The 18,761-nt window shown below is 58.1% G+C and carries 18 protein-coding genes and 1 other RNA gene; 5 read left to right on the plus strand and 14 right to left on the minus strand.

All coding sequences use genetic code 11. From position 1 onward, the window contains the following. Positions 1 to 67: 67 nt before the first annotated feature. From DDA898_RS02790 to DDA898_RS02800, 3 genes are all read right to left on the minus strand, one after another. On the minus strand, positions 68 to 1,033 hold the full coding sequence (locus DDA898_RS02790; RefSeq protein WP_038900179.1) for an ABC transporter permease: 966 nt from the start codon (positions 1,031 to 1,033) through the stop codon (positions 68 to 70). After that, positions 1,011 to 2,639, minus strand: coding sequence for an ABC transporter substrate-binding protein (locus DDA898_RS02795; RefSeq protein WP_038910142.1), 1,629 nt, complete (start codon positions 2,637 to 2,639; stop codon positions 1,011 to 1,013). The genes DDA898_RS02790 and DDA898_RS02795 overlap by 23 nt, the downstream gene beginning before the upstream one ends. Positions 2,640 to 2,829: 190 nt before the next feature. Continuing rightward, positions 2,830 to 3,372: a YagU family protein gene (locus tag DDA898_RS02800; RefSeq protein ID WP_038910143.1), complete on the minus strand. Its 543-nt coding sequence runs from the start codon at positions 3,370 to 3,372 to the stop codon at positions 2,830 to 2,832. 404 nt (positions 3,373 to 3,776) lie between these two features. Here DDA898_RS02800 and DDA898_RS02805 point away from each other — a divergent pair, with 404 nt between their 5' ends. Beyond that, complete coding sequence (locus tag DDA898_RS02805; protein WP_152490663.1) at positions 3,777 to 4,811, plus strand: hypothetical protein; 1,035 nt, start codon at positions 3,777 to 3,779, stop codon at positions 4,809 to 4,811. Positions 4,812 to 4,863: 52 nt separating this feature from the next. Here DDA898_RS02805 and ubiI read toward each other — a convergent pair whose 3' ends face one another. From ubiI to DDA898_RS02825, 4 genes are read right to left on the minus strand one after another with little or no spacing between them, the layout of a single operon-like run. Beyond that, a complete protein-coding gene (gene ubiI / locus DDA898_RS02810; protein ID WP_038910146.1) occupies positions 4,864 to 6,075 on the minus strand; it encodes an FAD-dependent 2-octaprenylphenol hydroxylase in 1,212 nt (403 codons plus the stop codon). A 22-nt stretch (positions 6,076 to 6,097) separates the two neighbouring features. Continuing rightward, on the minus strand, positions 6,098 to 7,276 hold the full coding sequence (gene ubiH / locus DDA898_RS02815; protein ID WP_038910148.1) for a 2-octaprenyl-6-methoxyphenyl hydroxylase: 1,179 nt from the start codon (positions 7,274 to 7,276) through the stop codon (positions 6,098 to 6,100). Beyond that, the gene (gene pepP, locus DDA898_RS02820) at positions 7,273 to 8,601 is read right to left on the minus strand and encodes a Xaa-Pro aminopeptidase (protein WP_038910150.1); all 1,329 of its coding nucleotides are present in this window, start codon (positions 8,599 to 8,601) and stop codon (positions 7,273 to 7,275) included. The genes ubiH and pepP overlap by 4 nt, the downstream gene beginning before the upstream one ends. A gap of 38 nt (positions 8,602 to 8,639) precedes the next feature. Further along, on the minus strand, positions 8,640 to 9,224 hold the full coding sequence (locus DDA898_RS02825) for a YecA/YgfB family protein (RefSeq protein WP_013316188.1): 585 nt from the start codon (positions 9,222 to 9,224) through the stop codon (positions 8,640 to 8,642). A gap of 332 nt (positions 9,225 to 9,556) precedes the next feature. Between DDA898_RS02825 and zapA the strand changes: the two genes are divergently transcribed. From zapA to DDA898_RS02835, 3 genes are all read left to right on the plus strand, one after another. Then, the gene (gene zapA / locus DDA898_RS02830) at positions 9,557 to 9,886 is read left to right on the plus strand and encodes a cell division protein ZapA (RefSeq protein WP_012883229.1); all 330 of its coding nucleotides are present in this window, start codon (positions 9,557 to 9,559) and stop codon (positions 9,884 to 9,886) included. A gap of 82 nt (positions 9,887 to 9,968) precedes the next feature. Beyond that, positions 9,969 to 10,151: non-coding RNA, 6S RNA (gene ssrS, locus DDA898_RS21950), on the plus strand. Between the two features lie 54 nt (positions 10,152 to 10,205). Next, entirely contained in the window at positions 10,206 to 10,820 is a 615-nt protein-coding gene (locus DDA898_RS02835; protein ID WP_038910151.1) for a 5-formyltetrahydrofolate cyclo-ligase, read from the plus strand. A 13-nt stretch (positions 10,821 to 10,833) separates the two neighbouring features. Here DDA898_RS02835 and nadR read toward each other — a convergent pair whose 3' ends face one another. The 3 genes from nadR to serB all read right to left on the minus strand — a co-directional run bounded on the left by nadR (position 10,834) and on the right by serB (position 14,620). Continuing rightward, positions 10,834 to 12,090, minus strand: coding sequence for a multifunctional transcriptional regulator/nicotinamide-nucleotide adenylyltransferase/ribosylnicotinamide kinase NadR (nadR, locus tag DDA898_RS02840; RefSeq protein ID WP_038910153.1), 1,257 nt, complete (start codon positions 12,088 to 12,090; stop codon positions 10,834 to 10,836). Between the two features lie 69 nt (positions 12,091 to 12,159). After that, entirely contained in the window at positions 12,160 to 13,545 is a 1,386-nt protein-coding gene (radA, locus tag DDA898_RS02845; RefSeq protein WP_013316191.1) for a DNA repair protein RadA, read from the minus strand. Between the two features lie 97 nt (positions 13,546 to 13,642). After that, a complete protein-coding gene (gene serB, locus DDA898_RS02850) occupies positions 13,643 to 14,620 on the minus strand; it encodes a phosphoserine phosphatase (protein ID WP_038910154.1) in 978 nt (325 codons plus the stop codon). A gap of 129 nt (positions 14,621 to 14,749) precedes the next feature. Between serB and DDA898_RS02855 the strand changes: the two genes are divergently transcribed. Next, positions 14,750 to 15,430 carry a YtjB family periplasmic protein gene (locus tag DDA898_RS02855; RefSeq protein WP_038910155.1) on the plus strand — a complete coding sequence of 227 codons (681 nt, stop codon included), beginning with the start codon at positions 14,750 to 14,752 and terminating at the stop codon, positions 15,428 to 15,430. 14 nt (positions 15,431 to 15,444) lie between these two features. Here the strand turns inward: DDA898_RS02855 and tam are convergent, their stop codons facing one another. From tam to DDA898_RS02870, 4 genes are all read right to left on the minus strand, one after another. Then, positions 15,445 to 16,221 carry a trans-aconitate 2-methyltransferase gene (tam, locus tag DDA898_RS02860; protein WP_038910156.1) on the minus strand — a complete coding sequence of 259 codons (777 nt, stop codon included), beginning with the start codon at positions 16,219 to 16,221 and terminating at the stop codon, positions 15,445 to 15,447. A gap of 190 nt (positions 16,222 to 16,411) precedes the next feature. Beyond that, the gene (locus DDA898_RS22715) at positions 16,412 to 16,708 is read right to left on the minus strand and encodes a hypothetical protein (RefSeq protein WP_050570165.1); all 297 of its coding nucleotides are present in this window, start codon (positions 16,706 to 16,708) and stop codon (positions 16,412 to 16,414) included. A 45-nt stretch (positions 16,709 to 16,753) separates the two neighbouring features. Then, positions 16,754 to 17,362, minus strand: a complete 609-nt coding sequence (locus tag DDA898_RS22720; protein ID WP_050570166.1) for a hypothetical protein — start codon at positions 17,360 to 17,362, stop codon at positions 16,754 to 16,756. Between the two features lie 118 nt (positions 17,363 to 17,480). Next, positions 17,481 to 18,353 (minus strand): hypothetical protein, encoded by an 873-nt coding sequence (locus DDA898_RS02870; protein ID WP_038910157.1) that lies wholly within the window; start codon positions 18,351 to 18,353, stop codon positions 17,481 to 17,483. Positions 18,354 to 18,761 lie beyond the last annotated feature (408 nt).

The raw sequence follows: 18,761 nt of genomic DNA on the forward strand, positions 1-18,761 counted from the left end.
ACGTGTCAGGGGGTCACGATATTTTAACGGTTCGCTGCATGTTAACGGTTCACGGCATGTTAAAGGTTCACTGCTCATGGGCGTTCGCCTTTTTTCTCAAACGGGGGTCGATAATCAGGTACAACGCATCCACCAGCAGGTTGATGACCACAAACAGCAGGGCAGACAGCATCACCAGCCCCAGTACCAGCGGCATGTCGCGGCTTTCGATGGCATGCAGGGTAATCTGGCCGATGCCGGCGCGGCCGAACACGGTTTCGGTCAGCACCGAACCGCTTAGCACGCCCGCCAGCAGGGTGCCGGTCAGCGTTGAGGCGGCCAGCGCGCCGTGGCGCAGGCCGTGCCGAACGCGCAGCCAGGTTTCGCTGACGCCGCGGGTGCGCACCGTCAGCGCGAACGGCTGCGACAGCGCCTCTTCCAGTCCGTCGCGCAGCACCTGGCTCAGCAGGGCCGCCAGCGGCAGACTCAGGGTGATGACCGGCAGCACCAGCGATATCAATCCGTCATTACCCATCACCGGAAACCATTGCAGGCGGAAGCTGAAAACGCTGAGCAGCACGATGCCGACCCAGTAGACCGGCGTGCTGAGCAGCGTCAGTTCCAGCCAGGACATCAGCGCGCGCAGCCGGGCGTGACGTCCGGCGGTCAACAAAGCGTTGAGGATTGACAGCAATAAGGCCAGCGCCAGTGCGCTGAGCGCCAGCTGGACGGTTTCACGCATGGCGTCGCCAATCAACGCCACCACCGGCTGCCGGTACTGATAGCTGACGCCGAAATCGCCTTGCAGCGCTTGTCCGCAGTAGCGCAGGTATTGCATCCACAGCGGCTGATCGAGCCCGAATTGCTTGATCAGTGCTGCCCGGTACGCGCCATCCACCACGTTATCGCCGCCGCTCAGGATCGCCACCGGATCGCCGGGGATCAGTTTGACGGCAATAAACGTCAGTGTGGCTGCGCCCCAGAGCACAGCCACGATGGTGAAGAGTCGCTGGAGAGCCGTGACGGCCAGGTTACGGTTTAATCCAGACATCATAGAAGTTCGGTTTGGCGTTGGTGGCCCAGCTGATGCCCTGTACTTTCTTCGACAGGCCCAGTTGGTAGGCCGGGACGAACAGCGGCACGGCGTAAGCCTGGTCGAGCAGTTCGTGCTGGATCTGGCTGTAGAGCTGCTGGCGTTCGGCATCGCTGGCGCCGATGGCTTTTCTCAGCTTGCCATCCAGCGAGTGGGTGCGGCTGAAGTTGTTGCCGTTGGGCGGAATATAGTTGGAGTCAAATACGGTACGCAGGATATCCGGCTCGGCGCGCACAAAGTAGTTGGAAGCGATGTCGTAGTCGTTATCGTTGGTACGACTGATGAAGCCCCCGCTGTCGACCGGATTAAGCTGGACGTCGATACCGGCCTGTTTCACCTGATACTGCACCGCCTGGAACAGGGTGATTTCCGCCGCTTCCGACGAGCCGGTGCTGTAGACGAAATTCACGGTCAGGCGTTTGCCGTCTTTGGTGCGGTAGCCTTGGCCGTCTTTGGTTTTCCAGCCTGCTTCGTCCAGCAATTGGTTGGCTTTCTTCAGATCGAAACCGCCCAGCGCAGTGGCCGACTTGTCGTAATACAGCGTGGAAGGACCAAGAATGTTTTCCGCCGCTTTCAGGGTGCCGAAGAACGCCACTTTTGTCGCTGACGCGGCATCCACCGCGTGCAGGAAGGCGCGGCGCACGTTGACATCCTGGAACGGGCCTTTGGAGGTATTCAGGTAAAGCACGCGGTTAACGCCAGGGTTCTCGCGGGTGATCAATTCCAGACGGGTGTCTTTTTTCAGCGCGGCGGCATTGGCGGGCGGCACGGCGTCAATCGCCTGGACCTGGCCGCTGCTCAACGCGCCAAGACGCACCGAGGATTCCGGCAGGTATTTGAATTCGATTTTATCCAGATAGGCCGGACCGGTGTGCGCGGCATAGCCCGGCCCCCAGTGGTAATCCGGACGTTTTTTCAGGCGGCTGCCGCTGCCTTTTACGAAGGATTCCAGAATAAACGGACCGGATCCGACGATGGTGTTGCTGGTGTTCGGGGTGTTTTTCAGGTACGTCGGCGACTGAATGCCCAAATACGGCAAACTCAGCCCCTGCAACAGCGCGGCGAACGGGCTTTTATAGTTGATCACCACCGTGTAGTCGTCCGGCGTGGCAATGCTGTCGATCGGCCCCAGCAGGGATTTGGCGTAGCTGGAGGTGGTTTTCGGGTCGAGAATACGCTCCAGATTGTATTTTACCGCCGCCGCGTCCAGTTTGGTGCCGTCGCTGAACGTCACGTCCTTGCGCAGGTGGAAGGTATAGCGGGTGTTGTTGTCGCTGATTTCCCAGCGTTCGGCCAGCCAGGGCGTAAAACGGTTGTCTTCCGCCTGACCCACCAGCGAATCCACCACGTTGCGGGCCACCAGCGCCGCCACGGAGTAAGCGGTGATGGACGGGTCGATGACCGGGGTGTCGCTGCCCAGCCCGATATTCAACGTGCCGCCCTGCACGGGGGTGACGGTAGCGTCCGCCGCGTGAGCGAAGGGCGATGCGCCCACCGCCAGAGACAGCAACCCTGCGGTGAGTAAGGAAATCCGTGATGCTTTGCTTGCCGGAGATAATGTCGCCATTCCCTGAGTCCTCAAAATCAGCTTATTTAGAAGAAGCATAGTCATGACTACGTACTCTAGGGGGTTGTCAAAACGGTGTAAAAGTATAAAAAATTATTTTTAATTCCTAAAAGGATATAAAAGACGGCTGTTTTTATAAGGCGTTAAGACAAAGGCCACCCTGGGAAGATGGCCTGTTGAGGCAGGAAACTCAGTGCGCGTGTTGTGCAGTCAGCGCGTTGTCTTCTGACTGATGGGTAATGCGGCTGCGCAGATCGCGTCGCGCCAGTTCGGCAACCCAGAAGCAGAACATGTGGCCGAATATTTCTGAGAAGTGCTCGGCGAACGGCTGGTCCCACGGCGCAGGTACGGTACCGAACAGCGGCAGCAGCACCACATGGAACACGGCCCACAGCACCAGACCGTAAAAAGCGCCTTGCCAGAGCTTGATGCGCGGCCAGAATTCCGCTGCTACGCAATAAAGTACGGTAAAGGTAATCGAAAAGCCGAAATGCATGATGAAACTCATGATCGGCCGCGGATTGCCATTGAACAGATAGGTTATATGCGAGAGATCAAACGACATGCCAAGCTGTTGCAATAATTGCTGAGGCGGGTTAGTCAGATCCCTTTCCGGGGTACGAGGCGGGAAGGGAATTTCCCAGCCGAATTTGGCGATCGCGCAAATGATGCCGGCAATAATGCCAATCATCACCGCCAATATGATTTTTTCCTTAACGGTACGAGCCTGCATGGTATTTCTCCTTGGGGGAACAAAAAAGAAAAGACGAACAGTGAATAATTCACTCTCCTTTAAATAATTACGATCGTCTTTGCCGACAGCATACGCCTTTAAACCACGATATTCGAGTATTACTCATTAGTGGTATCTATTTGATGTGTTAATTGTTTTTTCCAACCATGACGAATGTGCTTTTATTGAAGGAGATATTAATGTTGGTGGTTTATTGTGACGAAAATGTACGATGATTTATCTGCCAATCGGATAATTTCATTGGTAAATATTAAGGCGTTATCGGATATGGCAAAAATAATTGGCGTTGCTTGGTTTACTGTTATGATGAAATTTGAATACTGCTGTGACTAACTGGATATTATTCAGACGCAAATAACATCTGCGCCTGACAAGGATGATGAATGAGAAAAGTGATGTGGCTGGCGGTGTTGCTGGCCGTGCCGTTGCTGGCGTCTTGTATCCGTTTTTCCAATCCCGCTCCGTATAAAAAGATGCTGCGCGCCCAGTTTGGCGAGCAGTTGCAGTACCTTGATATGACGCGACTTTCCCCTTCGGAACCGTTTAAATCCTGGCAGGGCGCGTATGCGCTTTATCTGCTCGACCGCAACGACGACCAGACCTTTATGGTTCGCGTTGCCGAAACCGACTCACCGGCGCAGTTTCTGGCGCGGGTGCAGGCGGAACGAACAGAGAAGACGGCGTTCGTCAAACGGCAGCAGGCGTACCTTGGTCGGTTGCTTAACCTGAACCTGACGGGCGATTTTTTCTCGCTGGCAGGCAAGGATTTACAGGATAAGGATGAGTGGCTGGTGGCTTATTTCGCCGATCTTTCACAGCTCGGCCAAGATCGGTTTTTTATGTCAGACGCCAGCCTGAATGCGCTGGCGGCCGCGCTGGCGCAGCACCGCGATCCCAAGCCGACGATCCGGATTTATGACGCCAGCCTGAAAGACAACTACGCCGGTGTATTGAAAAAACACTATCACGGCGTTAATGAGCTTATCGGCGACGAGCGTTATACCTATCGCGTCAGCCTGGCGGATGGCGGCGCTGTTGCTTATGGTATCGATAATACCGTCTCTCCCGCGCCGGGGATTGTCGAAGAAAAAAAGACGCCTCTGCATGATCGTTGCTATCAGGTTATTACCCGGCAGATTAGCGAAAACTATTTTTATCGCACCTATGGCGTTTATATTTCGCCGCTTGGCTTTTATCTGGGCGATTCGGTTATCCGCGAACGTATTCAGGAAAAATTGGGAACCCGGCCTTATTTTGCTTTTTCGCTACTGGATCAAGTTAACGGTCACAAGGTATTGCGAGGCATTGTGGAATATACCGACTGGAAGAACGGCGATGGAAAACAGCAGCTGTTTGAATATACCTATTTCTTTGCCGGGGAGCGGGTAGTATTGCGGGATTTACGGGCCGCGCCATAACGCACACGGCCCGATATTTTTAGGGTATTCGGTTCAAGGTATTCGGTGTGGATCAGTCGGCATGGTCCAGCCAGTCGGGTAGATCGTTCAGCCCCATCGCCTGACGCACCAGCGTCGGCTTGATGCCCGGCAGCGTGTCCGCCAGTTTCAGGCCGATGTCGCGCAGCAGGCCGCCGACCGGATGGGAAGCGGCGAACAGGGTGCGAAAGCCCTGCATACTCGCCAGCATCAGCGCGGCGCTGTGCTTGCGGCGCCGTTCGTAGCGCCGCAGATACAGGTGCTGGCCGATGTCCTTGCCCTGCGTCTGCAACCGCTTGAGTTCGGCAATCAGTTCCGCCACGTCCATAAAACCGAGGTTGACGCCCTGACCGGCCAGCGGATGAATGGTGTGCGCCGCATCGCCCGTCAGCACCAGCCGGTGAGCGGCAAAGCTGCGGGCATAGCGCGCGGTGAGCGGGAAGGTTTGACGATCGCTCTCCAACTGGCACAGCCCCAGCCGCATATCGAAGGTCATCGCCAGCTGTTTGACGAAGTCGTCGGCGGGCAGCTCGCGCATGTATTGGGCGCGCTCCGGCGGCAGCGACCAGACGATCGAACAGAGATGCGGGTCGCTGAGCGGCAGAAACGCCAGAATGCCGTCGCCGTGGAACACCTGGCTGGCGATGGCGCCGTGCGGCTGCTCAGTGCGGATATTGGCGACCAGCGCATGATGGCCGTAATCCCAGAAAGTCAGCGGAATGTCGGCGTGCTGGCGCAACCAGGAGTGCGCGCCGTCGGCTCCCACCACCAGCCGGGCGGTGAGCATGCTGCCGTCTTCCAGCGTAATGAAGGCTTCGTTCTCGCCCCAGGCGACCTGACGCAACGTGGCGGGCGCCAGCAGGGTGATATCCCGCGACTGGCTTGCCTGCTGCCACAGCGCCCACTGGATGACGTCGTTTTCAATAATGTGGCCGAGACGGGAGAAGCCGAACTCTTCACCGCAAAAACGGATATTGCCGAAACTGTCTTTGTCCCAGACATACATTTCGTTGTAAGGGCTTAACCGCTGTGCGGCAATGCCCGGCCAGACGTTGAGCTTGCGCAGCAGCGCCTCGCTGGCGGCATTGATGGCGGATACGCGCAGCGCGTGCGGGCCGTTCGCCAGCGGTTCGGTCGCGGTCTGTTTTTCCAGCACCGCGACGCTCAGGCCGCTGCCTTGCAGACCACAGGCCAGCGCCAGCCCCACCATTCCCCCACCCGCGATGACCACGTCAAATGATTGCATAGAGCATGAATTCCTGTCTGTGTTAACGTTCCACCCAACCCAGCGTGCGCCGCGCCAGTACATCCCGCAGCAGCGGCAGACTGTTCATCGCCATCAGCCCCAGATTCCGCCCGACTTCCATCGGCAACAGGTGATTGGAGAAGACACGCACCAGCCCGTCGGTCAAGGCGACCGTAGTGTGCTGATCCGGCTGGCGGCGGCGCTGATAGCGTTGCAACACCGCCTGACTGCCCAGGTCTTCACCCTGCCCGATTGCGGCCGTCAGCGTTTCCGCCAGCGTCATCACATCGCGCAGGCCGAGGTTGAAACCTTGCCCGGCGATGGGATGCAGGGTTTGCGCCGCGTTGCCCACCAGCGCCAGCCGGTGGCTGATATGCTGGCCGGCGGTCACCAGCGCCAGCGGATAACTGTGGCGCTCGCCGACCTGCGTGATCGCCCCCAGCCGCCAGCCGAAGGCGCGCTGCAACTGCTGAAGAAATTGTGCATCGCTCCAGCTATCCACTTCGGCTTGTTGTGATAGCGGGTGGCACCACACCAGCGAACTGCGGCCTTTACTCATCGGCAGCAGCGCCAGTGGGCCGTGTTCGGTGAAGCGCTCATAGGCACGGCCCTGATGCGCAACGGCTGTGGTAACGTTGGCGATGCTCGCCACCTGTTCATAAGGCGTTTGCTGCCACTGAATGCCGGCGAGCTGTGCCAGCCGGGAGCGGGAACCGTCGGCCGCCACCAGTAGTTGGCCGCTCAGAAGGGTGCCGTTGTCCAGCAACAGCGATGCGCCGTCAACCTCCCGGTTGACCTCCACCACCGTTGCCGGGCAGTGCAGCCGCACGCCGGGCGCGTTTTGCAGCAGTGAAAACAGCCGCTTGCCGGCGTCGTGCAGTTCAACCACGTGGCCCAGCGCCGGCACCCGGTAATCGCTGGCCTGCAACCGCACCCGGCCCGCATGGCCCTGGTCGCTGACGTGCACGCTGGCGATGGGGGTAGCGACGGGCGCGAGCGCCTGCCAGACGCCGATGGCGTCCAACTGCATACAGGTGCCCTGCGCCAGCGCGATGGCGCGAGCGTCAAAGCCGGGGTGCTGGTTTTCCTGCGGCGAGCGGGCTTCGATCAGATCCACCGGGATCCGGCCGCCAGACAGGCGGGAGATCGCCAGCGCCAGCGTTGCGCCCGCCATTCCGCCGCCGACAATCATGACGGTCATGAGGCTTGTCCTGCCGCCCTTGCCATCAGTGCTTCAATCTCTTCCGGATCTTTCACCACGTCGCCGGTCAGCACGTCATTGCCGCTCTCGGTGATGACGATATCGTCTTCGATACGAATACCGATGCCGCGGTATTCCGGCGGCACATCGGCGTCCGGCGCGATATACAGACCCGGCTCGACCGTCAGCACCATGCCCGGCTCCAGCGTACGACCGCGATCGGCGGTGCCGTAATCGCCGACGTCATGCACATCCATGCCCAGCCAGTGGCTCAGGCCGTGCATGAAGAACTGACGGTGCGCCTGCTCGGCGAACAGGGTGTCGACATCGCCTTGCAGGATGCCGAGTTTGATCAGGCCGCGCAGCATAATGCGCACCACTTCTTCATTCACTTCGCGGATGCTGCGGCCCGGCGCGAACATCTCGATAGCGCGTACTTCCGATTCCAGCACGATGTCGTAAATGGCGCGCTGCGCCGGGGTGAATTTGCCGTTGACCGGGAAGGTGCGGGTGATGTCGCCGGCGTAGCCCTGATACTCGCAACCAGCGTCGATCAGCACCAGATCGCCGTCGCGCATCTGACATTCGTTTTCGGTGTAGTGCAGAATGCAGGCGTTTTCGCCGCTGCCGACAATGGTGTTATAGGATGGGTAGCGTGCGCCGTGGCGGGTGAATTCGTGGTGGATTTCCCCTTCCAACTGATATTCGAACATGCCGGGGCGGCATTTCTCCATGGCGCGGGTGTGGGCCAGCGCGCTGATTTCACCGGCGCGGCGCAGGATGTCGATTTCCGCCGGCGATTTAAACAGGCGCATATCGTGTACCCACGGCCGCCAGTCGGTCAGCGTCGCCGGTGCGTGGAAGCCTTTGCGCGTGCCGCCGGTGCGCAGGGTTTCCAGCGCGGCGAACACCAGCTTATCGGCGTAGGCGTATTCGCCCTGCGCGTGGTAGACCACATCCAGGCCGTTGAGCAGCAAATGCAACTGCTCGCCGATCTCACTGAACGGCAGCGCGCGGTCCACGCCCAGTCTGGATGGCGCTGCTTCCTGACCGAGACGACGGCCGAACCAGATTTCGGCGGTGACGTCGCGCACCCGGTTAAACAGCACGCTGTGATGGTGATTCTCGTCGCTTTTGATCAGCAGCAATGCCGCTTCCGGCTCATTGAAACCAGTGAAATACCAGAAATCGCTGCTCTGGCGGTAAGGATAGTCGCTGTCCGCGTTACGTTGCGCTTCCGGCGCGGCGAACAGGATCGCCGCGCTGCCGGGCGCCATCTTGTCCAGAAGGGCCAGACGGCGGCGGAGGTACTCTTGTTGATTCATTACCTGCTCCTGAAAAGGGCATCAATGCAGAATGCGTGTTAATGCAGTGTCGGTTTTTTCTTCTCCGGTGCGGTTATCACCGGGCGGGTAAATTCGTTATGGCACATGATGGCCGCCACCCGTACATATTCGATCACTTCTTCCAGCGACTGTTCCAGTTCATCTTTGTCTTCATCTTCGTCGTAACCAAGCTGAGCGATGTTGCGCAGATCGTCGATCGCCTCTTTCAGCTCGCCCTGCGTTTTGCCAAGGCGGGGCTGGACGACGCCGAGACCGAGCAGGAAATGGTTGACCCAGCCGGCCAGCGCGTCGGCGCGGTCGAATACGCTGACGTGCTCCTGCGTGTCGTCCGGCAGGAACAGCTGGAACAGGAAGCCGTCATCTTCCAGCGCGTCGCGGGTAGCCTGATACAGGTGCTGCAACGGCTGGGCCAGCGTCTGCGGGAAGGCCATGCCGTCGTTGGTCAGTTCGAACGTCAGCGTTTTCCAACTGTCGTCGTGGTTGCCGCCGCACAGCATGCCGCTTATCAGGCCGTGCATTTCGGCGGCGGTTAGCGCTACCTGATGCTGTCGCAGTAGCTGATCGATAGCGTCGTAACCGGGGAGTGTATTCTGTATGGACATGAGCATTCATCGTCGTTGGCGGGTCGTTCGTGTTATGCTACCACCAAGCTCCGTTGCTATACCAGCAAGCTCCGTCGCCAGACCATACCCAATAGATTTCAAGCGGCAGAAAGGCGGCAACCGTGCGAATCCCCAGGAGCTTACATCAGTAAGTGACTGGGGTGAGCGAGGGCAGCCAACGCACCTGCAACTTGAAATATGGCGGGTATAAAGGGCTTGTATCTTCTATTGTGGATATATATAGTAGCGCCCGCTTTTTCCCGGCTCCGTCACGGGCCGCGCAGCGGATGTCCCTCATGCGGGCGTGAAACGAAATAAGGCAGGAAGGTGACATGTCTGCACAACCGGTAGATATTCAGATTTTTGGCCGTTCGTTAAGAGTCAATTGCCCGCCAGAACAGCAGGATGCGCTGAATCAGGCTGCGGAGGATCTTAACCAGCGGTTGCAGGACCTTAAGGTTCGTACCCGGGTGACGAACACGGAGCAGTTGGTGTTCATCGCGGCGCTCAACGTGTGCCACGAGCTGGCGCAGGAGCGGTTGAAAACCCGCGATTATGCCGCCAATATGGAACAGCGTATTCGTATGCTGCAGCAGACGATTGAACAAGCGTTGCTGGAGCAAGGCCGTATTACCGAGCGTCAGGGCGCGCAATTTGAGTAGCGCGTCTCGTTTTGACAAAAGTACGGTTTTTTGGGGTAACACATCGCTGCCAGACATGATAAGGTAGCGGTGAAAGAACAAAATTTCTCTGAGATGTTCGTCAGCGGGCAAGTCCCCTGAGCCGATATTTCAACCAACAGAATGTAACGATCCGTAGTTGGTGAGCACGCTCGGTTCGGCCGAGAAGCCTTAAGATTGCGACGTTGCGTTCACCTTGAACCAAGGGTTCAAGGGTTACAGCCTGCGGCGGCATCTCGGAGATTCCCTCTCGTATTTATTCCCCTTTGATTGCATGTTCATTACATGAAAGTGACTGCGCATGAATCCAGCCAGTGCTGCTTCCGACCTTTCTTCCATTACGGCATTACGCCAGCAAATCCGTCAGCAGGTTCGTCAGCGTCGTCGTGCGTTAAGCCGCGAGCAGCAAGCTATTTTTGCCGGTCAGGCCGCTGAACGGGCAATGGCGCACCCGCGTCTTGGCGACGCCAGACGGGTGGCGCTGTTTCTGTCGTTTGACGGCGAGCTGGATACCCAACCGCTGATCGAAGCGCTATGGCAGCGGCAAAAACAGGTTTACCTGCCGGTGTTGCACCCGTTCTGCAACGGGCATCTGCTGTTTTTGCGTTATGCGCCGGACAGCGAACTGGTGTGGAACCGGCTGAAGATTCAGGAGCCGCGGCTGGATGTGCGCCAGGTGCTGCCGGTGGAGCGACTGGACGTGCTGTTGACGCCGTTGGTGGCGTTCGACGCCGCCGGACAGCGGCTTGGCATGGGCGGCGGATTTTATGACCGCACGTTGCAGCACTGGCAATCGCGCGGTCCGTATCCCATCGGGCTGGCGCACGACTGCCAGCAGGTGGATGCGTTGCCGGTAGAAAGCTGGGACGTGCCGTTGCCGGAAATTATCACCCCGTCCCGCCATTGGCGCTGGTGAGAACGCAGCGGGCTTAACTCGCCGCCGGCATCGGCGTTTGCCGGTCGTGCCCGAGCATTTGCTGCACCAGCTCCACGCAGCGCAGAAAGCGGCTGTCGTAGTCTGATTCGGTGACGTGAACGTACGGCACGTTATTTTCCGCCAGCATACTCTTGAGCACATCCTGAAACGCCTGGCGATCCGCCGCGCTGCCCAGACTGCGCAGGCCGTCCGCCACCCAGGGGGTGTTGTTCTCCAGCAGAATCACCAGATCAAAGCGGTACTCTTCAACCAGCGCTTGCACGAACGGGTGTTCGCGGCCTTCGTATTTTTTGCAAAACGCCTGCGTGGTGATGAAGTCGGTGTCGATAAACGCCACTTTATTGGCGTATTTCACCGCGAAATCAATGTACTGGGCCTGGCCGAGCGCGATTTTGTCGTAATCCGAATACTGTAGCGCCATTTCGTCGCCGCCCAGGTGGGAAAACACGTAGTCGCGGCCGTATTCCCAGGCGCTAGTGGTATTGAAAATGTTGGCCAGCTTGTTGACCAGCGTGGACTTGCCGCTGGATTCGCCGCCCAGAATCGCCACGGTGCGCACGAAGAACGGTTTCACCTCGGTGGGGATATATTCCCAGTAGCGGAACGGATCCTGACGGATCTGCGCGCCGCTGATGCTCATGAAGGAGCGTTTGGGGTCGATCAGCACGGTTTCGATGCCGAGATGTTCTTTGTACTGCGACGCGTCCTGCTCTTCGCTGGTGTAGACGTAGCGGGGGTCGATGCCTTTTTCCGACATGAACTGTTTAATGCCGCGGCTCCACACGTCCCAGCCGTGCGGGTAGGGTTCCATCCCCTGTTCGTTGAAGGCGTGAATGTGGATATTTTTCTGATACTTGAAAGTTTGCAGCAGCCAGCGCAGGCGGTCGCTGACGGTTGGCTGTTGCGACATGGAGCTGTGCTCGAACAGCAGGCGGTCGCGCGGTTCGTCGTAGCCCAGAATCACGTGTAGTTCGTCTATCTGGCTACAGGCGCGCTGAATCAGATAAATGTGGCCGGTGTGCAGCGGATAAAACTTGCCGAATACCACGCCGATGCTTTTTTGCTGATAAGGAAATTCCAGCCCCAGAAAGCGGTGCAGCGACTCCAGCTTCTGGGCGCTGGGGCTTTTGATTTTGGCGTTGAGCAACTGGCTCAGGTAGCCTTTGGTCATACCCGCGGCATCGGCGACCTGTTGCAGGGTACAGCCTTTTTGTCTGATGGCTGTTTTCAGGTAATCGTAGGGAGACATGGTCTGACACTCCGGTGTGGCGGATGATGTGCTTATGGTAAAGCGCTGGCCGGCAAAACCTAATGAAAATTACAGATCATCAAGGATCGCCAGCGCGTCCGACAATTTTTTCACGCCCATTACCTGCATGTTGGCGGGCGGTTTTTTCGGCATATTGGCAAACGGCACGATGGCGCGCTTAAAGCCGTGTTTGGCGGCTTCGGTAATACGTTCCTGACCGCTCGGCACCGGGCGGATTTCCCCGGCCAGCCCGACTTCGCCGAATACCACCAGATCCTGCGGCAGCGGTCGATCGCGGAAGCTGGACACCAGCGACAGCAGCAGCGCCAGATCGGCGCTGGTTTCGGTTACCTTGACGCCGCCCACCACGTTGACGAACACGTCCTGATCCGACATTTGCAGCCCGCCGTGACGGTGCAGCACCGCCAGCAAGATCGCCAGCCGGTTCTGTTCCAACCCGACCGCAACCCGACGTGGATTCGCCATCATCGACTGGTCCACCAACGCCTGAATTTCCACCAGCAACGGCCGGGTGCCTTCCCACACTACCATCACCGAACTGCCGGAGGTGATTTCATCGCCCCGGCTCAGGAAGATGGCGGACGGATTGCTGATTTCCCGCAGTCCCTGTTCGGTCATGGCGAATACGCCCAGCTCATTGACGGCGCCGAAGCGGTTCTTGTGGCTACGCAGGGTACGAAAACGGGAGTCGGCGTCGCCGTCCAGCAGCACCGAACAGTCGATACAGTGCTCCAGCACTTTCGGGCCGGCCAGCGAGCCGTCTTTGGTGACGTGGCCGACCATGATGATGGCGACGCCGCGGGTTTTGGCGAAGCGTGTCAGGTAGGCGGCGGTTTCCCGCACCTGCGCCACGCTGCCGGGAGACGACTGAATGTCCGCCAGATGCATCACCTGAATGGAGTCGATCACCATCAGTTTCGGCTGTTCCTGCTCGGCAATCAGGCAAATCTGCTCAATGCTGGTTTCCGACAGCATGTTGATGTGCTGAGCGGGCAAACCGAGACGGTGGGCGCGCATCGCCACCTGTTGCAGGGATTCCTCGCCGGTGACATACAGGGTTTTCATCTGTTCGGCCAGTTTGCACAGGGTTTGCAGCAACAGGGTACTTTTACCGGCGCCGGGGTTGCCGCCGATCAGAATGGCGCTGCCGGGCACCACGCCGCCGCCCAGCACCCGGTCGAATTCCTGAAAACCGGTGGAGAAACGCGGCAGCGCTTCCAGACTGATTTCCGATAGTTTCTGTACCCGGCTGACGTTGCCGCCGTCCCCGGCGTAGCCGGAGAAACGGTCGCTGCGTGACGAGGAGGACGCGGCGGCCAGACGCACCTCGGTGATGGTGTTCCAGGCGTGACAGGCGCTGCACTGCCCCTGCCAGCGCGGATAGTCGGCCCCGCATTCATTACAGACAAAGGCGCGTTTGACGGCTTTGGCCATGAATTACCTCCTTTTTACTGCTCTTTACCGCATCTGCTCTTTACTGCATCTGCTTTTTACTACGTCTGTTCTTTACTGCATCTCTGTACGGCGAGGCTCAGCTTTTTTCATGCCTCAGGCTGCCGCTGAGAATGCACAGCACGCCGGTCAGATCGGCATGGCGGATGCTGACCGCGCTCTTCTCGTTGACTTTAGGTTTGGCGTGATAGGCGATGCCCAGCCCGGCCGCCTTGATCATCAGCAGGTCGTTGGCGCCGTCGCCGATGGCGACCGTCTGGTGCGGCGGGATTTCCAGCTTTTCCGCCAACTGACGCAGCGTATCCGCTTTATATTTCGCATCGACGATCGGGCCAACCACGTCGCCGGTCAGTTTGCCGTCGCGCATGCCCATTTCGTTGGCGACCGCCGCCACCAACCCGAGTTCATCACGCAGGTAATCGGCGAAATAGGTGAAGCCGCCGGAGGCTATGGCCAGATGCCAGCCCGTGTCCTGCAACTGTTTGACCATGTTTTTCAGGCCCGGCATCAGCGGCAGGGCGTCCCGCACCTGACGCAGAATGTTGGCGTCCGCGCCTTTCAGGGTGCCGACGCGCTGACGCAGGCTGGCGGAGAAATCCAGCTCGCCGCGCATGGCGCGCTCAGTGACTTCCGCTACCTGTTCGCCGGTGCCCGCCAGTTTGGCGATTTCATCGATACATTCGATCTGGATCGCGGTGGAATCCATGTCCATCACCAGCAGGCCGGGCGAACGCAGGCTCGGGGTATTGTACATCGGCGTCACGTCCAGCCCCAGTTCGTGGGCGACCTTGGTGATACGCGGCGTCAGGATACCGGCCAGTCTAACTACCTGATAGTCGTCCACGCTCCAGGCGCTGACGATCACCAGCGGTTCATCCAGACGGCGCTGAATGCGGGATAACAGATATTTGTCGAGCACGTCGCCGTACATCAGCCAACCGGTATTGCCGGCGCGGTAGTCGAGCGGCATAACTTCGTCGTCACTCAGCGACAGCGGCAAATTTGGCCAGCAGTTGATCTCATCGGGCAGATCGCTATAGGTCAAACGGTTCGACATGGGTTAAATATCCTTTCCTGCGGGTAGTGATGAATTGACGGGGTGGACGGTCACAAATCAACGCAACAAGCTATCCTATCGCCAACGCTTCTGGCAACATGAAAGTATCCAAATCGCGCAGGTATTCCCATGGTTCGGGCCCGGATAAAATTTCGCTTACATCGTACGGCCATTGTGCTGATCTGCCTGGCTCTGCTGGTGGTGTTGCTGCAGGGCGCGTCCTATTTCAGCCTCAGCCATCAAATGGCCCGTTCCGAGCAGGTGGAAGAGCTGGCGCGTACGCTGGTGCGGCAGGTGGCGTTTGGCCTGACGCCGCTGATGGAAAGCAACAGCGATAACAGCGGCAGAATCGAGGAAACGCTGCGGCAGCTTACCGATCATAGCCGTATTTTGGATGCCGCCTTATACCAGCAGGATGGCACGCTGGTGGCGCGCTCCGGCGAACAGATTGAGGTGCGCGACCGGCTGGCGTTGGACGGCAGCCGCGCCGGTAGCTACTTCAACCACCAACTGGTGGAGCCGGTCAACAGTAAGGACGGGCCGATCGGTTTTCTGCGCATTACGCTGGATACCCACGTGCTGGCGACCGAAGCCCGCCAGGTGGACAACACCACCAACATCCTGCGGCTGATGGTGCTGATGGCGCTGGCTATCGGCATTATTCTGGCCCGCACCCTGCTGCAGCATCGCCGTTCCCGCTGGCAGCAATCTCCTTATTTGCTTACCGCCAACGCGCCGGTACAGGATGATGAACCGGCCAACGACGATGAACCCTCCGCGCAGGATGACGATCAGACCCGCAAGCACTGAACCGGGTTGCCGCATCACTGGCGTTTGGTCGCTACCATGAACAGGCGCGGATAGGTCAACAGGCTGTTGCCGTCCGCCTGAGCCGGGTAAGCTGTTTGCAGGCACAACTGGTACTGTTGCAGAAAATCTTGCTGTTCCTGCGCGTTCAGCTCCGCCAGAAACGGACGCAGACCGGTGCCTTTCAACCATTCGATGATCGCCTGCGGCCCGCCCATCACGTGATGGTAGGTGGTGTGCCAGATATCCACGTCGCAACCGTGACTGACCAGCAGATCGTAGTATTGCCCGGCACTGGGCAGCGCCTGCCTGACCTGATCCACATCACCGAATCGTTCCCACCACGGCCCTTCGGCGGCGATCTTGCGCATCAGCTGATGGGTGGGCTGGCTGAGGGTATCCGGCATTTGCACCGCCAGCACGCCGCCCGGCGCCAGGTTGTCGATCAGCGTAGGCAGCAGTTGGTCATGATCCGCCAGCCATTGCAGCGACGCGTTGGCGTAGATGATGTCCTGCGGCGTATCCGGCCGCCAGCTGGCGATGTCCGCCTCCTGAAACGTGCAGCCCGGCAGGCGTTGCCGCGCCTGTTGCAGCATGGCGCTTGAGTTGTCCACGCCGGTGACCCGCGCCTGCGGCCAGGCCTGATGCAGCAGCTCGGTGCTGTTGCCGGGGCCGCAGCCCAGATCGGTGATGGCAAGGGGAGCCGGGTGGGAAATGCGGGATAACAGTTCAAGGGCGGGGCGGGTACGTTCGCCGGCAAAGCGCAGGTAAAGCTCGGGGTTCCAGTCTTGCATAGCCGTATCCTTTGAGGGTTATGGTGAGTCAAACCGGGGATAAGCAGCATAAGAAGTTGGGGCGGTTTTTGCCACCCGTCATCGGGAAAAGCAGCACAATTATTGGGAAAAACAGCACAATATCGGTAAAAACAGCACAATATCGGGAAAGGCAGCACAATCGGTCCCTGACCGTGCCGCGAGACGCCGGTTACCCCAGCCGTTGCTGAAACTGTTGCCATTGCGCCTGGAACTGGCCGATGGCCGATAGATAGTCGCTTTTGGTGTAAGGATCGGCGAAGGTTTTCGACACATAACCGCGGAATTGATCGAACCAGCTATCGACGCTGCCGGATTCGGTCAGCGCAAACACCGTCTTGCGTTCCAGTTGACTGGTCGAGATACCCTCACTGTTTTTCTGCAGCTCGCGCTGTGCCGCCTCTGCCCGTTGGGTATCGCCGGTGGAGGTACTGTATTGATATACACTCTCCAGCGTGCCTTTCTCCATCCTGTCGAAAGCGGCGACCCGGTCACTGACGTACTGCGCAATATCCTAGCTGGCCTGCTGCTGGTAATTGCCGTCGATGTAGCGGTTTTTCAGCGCTTCCAGCTTGGCCTGTTTGATCGGCAACTCCAGGTTGTCGGTGACGCTGCTCCAGGTGGGCAGTGGGGTATTAGACAAGGCGCTGTGAACGAGATCGAGAAAGTCATCTTTGCTAATGCCGCTGTCGGGCTTGAGATTATTGGCCCAGACGCCGAATACCGCCGATTCATCGGTCAGAAAACGGTCGGTGAACAGCGGGTGGTTCATATTGACGCCCGGGATCATCACGATGGGCGTCCCGACTATGTCGATCGCCTGGGCCGGATCACCGGTGTTGCCGGTAGGGATCGCGCGGGCCTCTCTGAGATCGCGCAGCTGTTTTGCCAGTTCCTCTTCAAGCGTGCCGCCTTGCTGCGTACTCTTGCTTTTTAACATGTTAATGAAGTTATCCAGGCGAGCCTGTGCTTCTGCGGATAATTCGGTGGTGGCGGAGTCAACCGTTGTTCCATTCCGATCGACAATCTTGACCGGATTGCCGATTGACGTGTTAGCGGCTGACGTAGTGGGGCTCTGGGTTTGAGAATTGCTATAACCCGTATTGATAACAGACAAGCTCATACTCTCTCCTTAAAAGCAATTAAGCGTTAGCCTGTCTGTTATCGGTAAGTGTAAATTAGATCTTTACATATGTTTCTAAATGTTATTATCGGTGTGGATCATAATAGCGTGGTGTGCATTAGCCCAGACGCTGGCGGAACTGTTGCCACTGGTTTTGCAACCCATCAATGTTCTGTTGTTCCCAGTCGCTGCCGTAGGACGAGGCCTGCAGGTAATGACTGAAACTATCGAACCAGTCGTCAACGTTGCCGCCGCTCGCTAGCGCGAAGATTTGCTGGCGTTTGACCTGCAAATCGCTGGCGCCGGTGCTGTATTTTTGTAGCTGGCTTTGCGCCCACACCGCGCGAGCGGTATCGCCTACTTCGATGCCAATGCGGTATTCCCCTTCCATCAGCGCCTTGCCGATGGTGTCTTCATCGGTGATTTTCTGATTGATGTAGCTGTTGATGGCCGTTTCCGCCTGCTGCTGGTAGCTGCTGCTCAGATACTTGTCTTTGATCGCGGTCAGTTCGGCTTTTTTCACGCTCAACTGCATGGCGCTGGTGATATTGCTCTGTTGCTCGGCGAAGCCGTAGGCCAGCACATCGTGGACCAGCGTCAGGAGGTCTTCCTTGCTGATGCCGCTATCGGTTTTAAGATTATTGGCCCAACTGCTGAACGTCAGACCGTCGCTGGACGTGACGGGGTCGTTAAACAGCGGGTTGTTCAGACTGACGCCGGAGGAGGTGCGCGTAATCACATCGTTGCGCAGATCGCGAATGCTGAGCGCCAGTTTTTCCTGTTCTTCCTTGCTCAGCGAGCCGTTCAGCGGCGTGGCGCTGCGCCAGCGCGCCAGCGTTTCTTCAGACACCTTGATGCTGGTGGGTAATTGAATGGTTTTTCCGGTCAGGGGATCGACTTTCGCCGTGTCGGCGCTTTGCGCGGCGGCGGATGACGTGGCGTTTTGGGTTTGAGAACTGCTATAACCCGCATTGGTAACAGACAGACTCATGCTCTCTCCTTAACGATGGTAAGCGTTAGCCCGTTTGTTATCGGTAAGTGTAAAAGAGATCTTTACAAATGTTTCTGAATGTTATTATCAGACGGCGTGCCTAATGCGCTGTTTGCGTTATCACCGATTGTGTTTACGTTATGGTCGATTACGTTGGCGTTATGGTCGATGGTGTTTACGTTATGATTGATTGTGCCGGGCTGGCAAATCGGGGAAAATGGACGACTTATTTATGTCTGTCGCTACTTATGCCTGTCACTTAAGCCTGTGTGGGGGAAAACGCGTGTAAAAGTGCTTAATGGAATCCTTCGGTCATGCGGCTGCGCTTACTGCGTGCGCTGATGGCTTAACTGATTGGCATTAGACAGCTTGTGTCTGTATTTTCCGCCTTGCCTGATACGGCGTGCG

Origin of the sequence: Dickeya dadantii NCPPB 898 (assembly GCF_000406145.1) — a bacterium.
GTDB classification, from domain to species: Bacteria; Pseudomonadota; Gammaproteobacteria; order Enterobacterales; family Enterobacteriaceae; genus Dickeya; species Dickeya dadantii.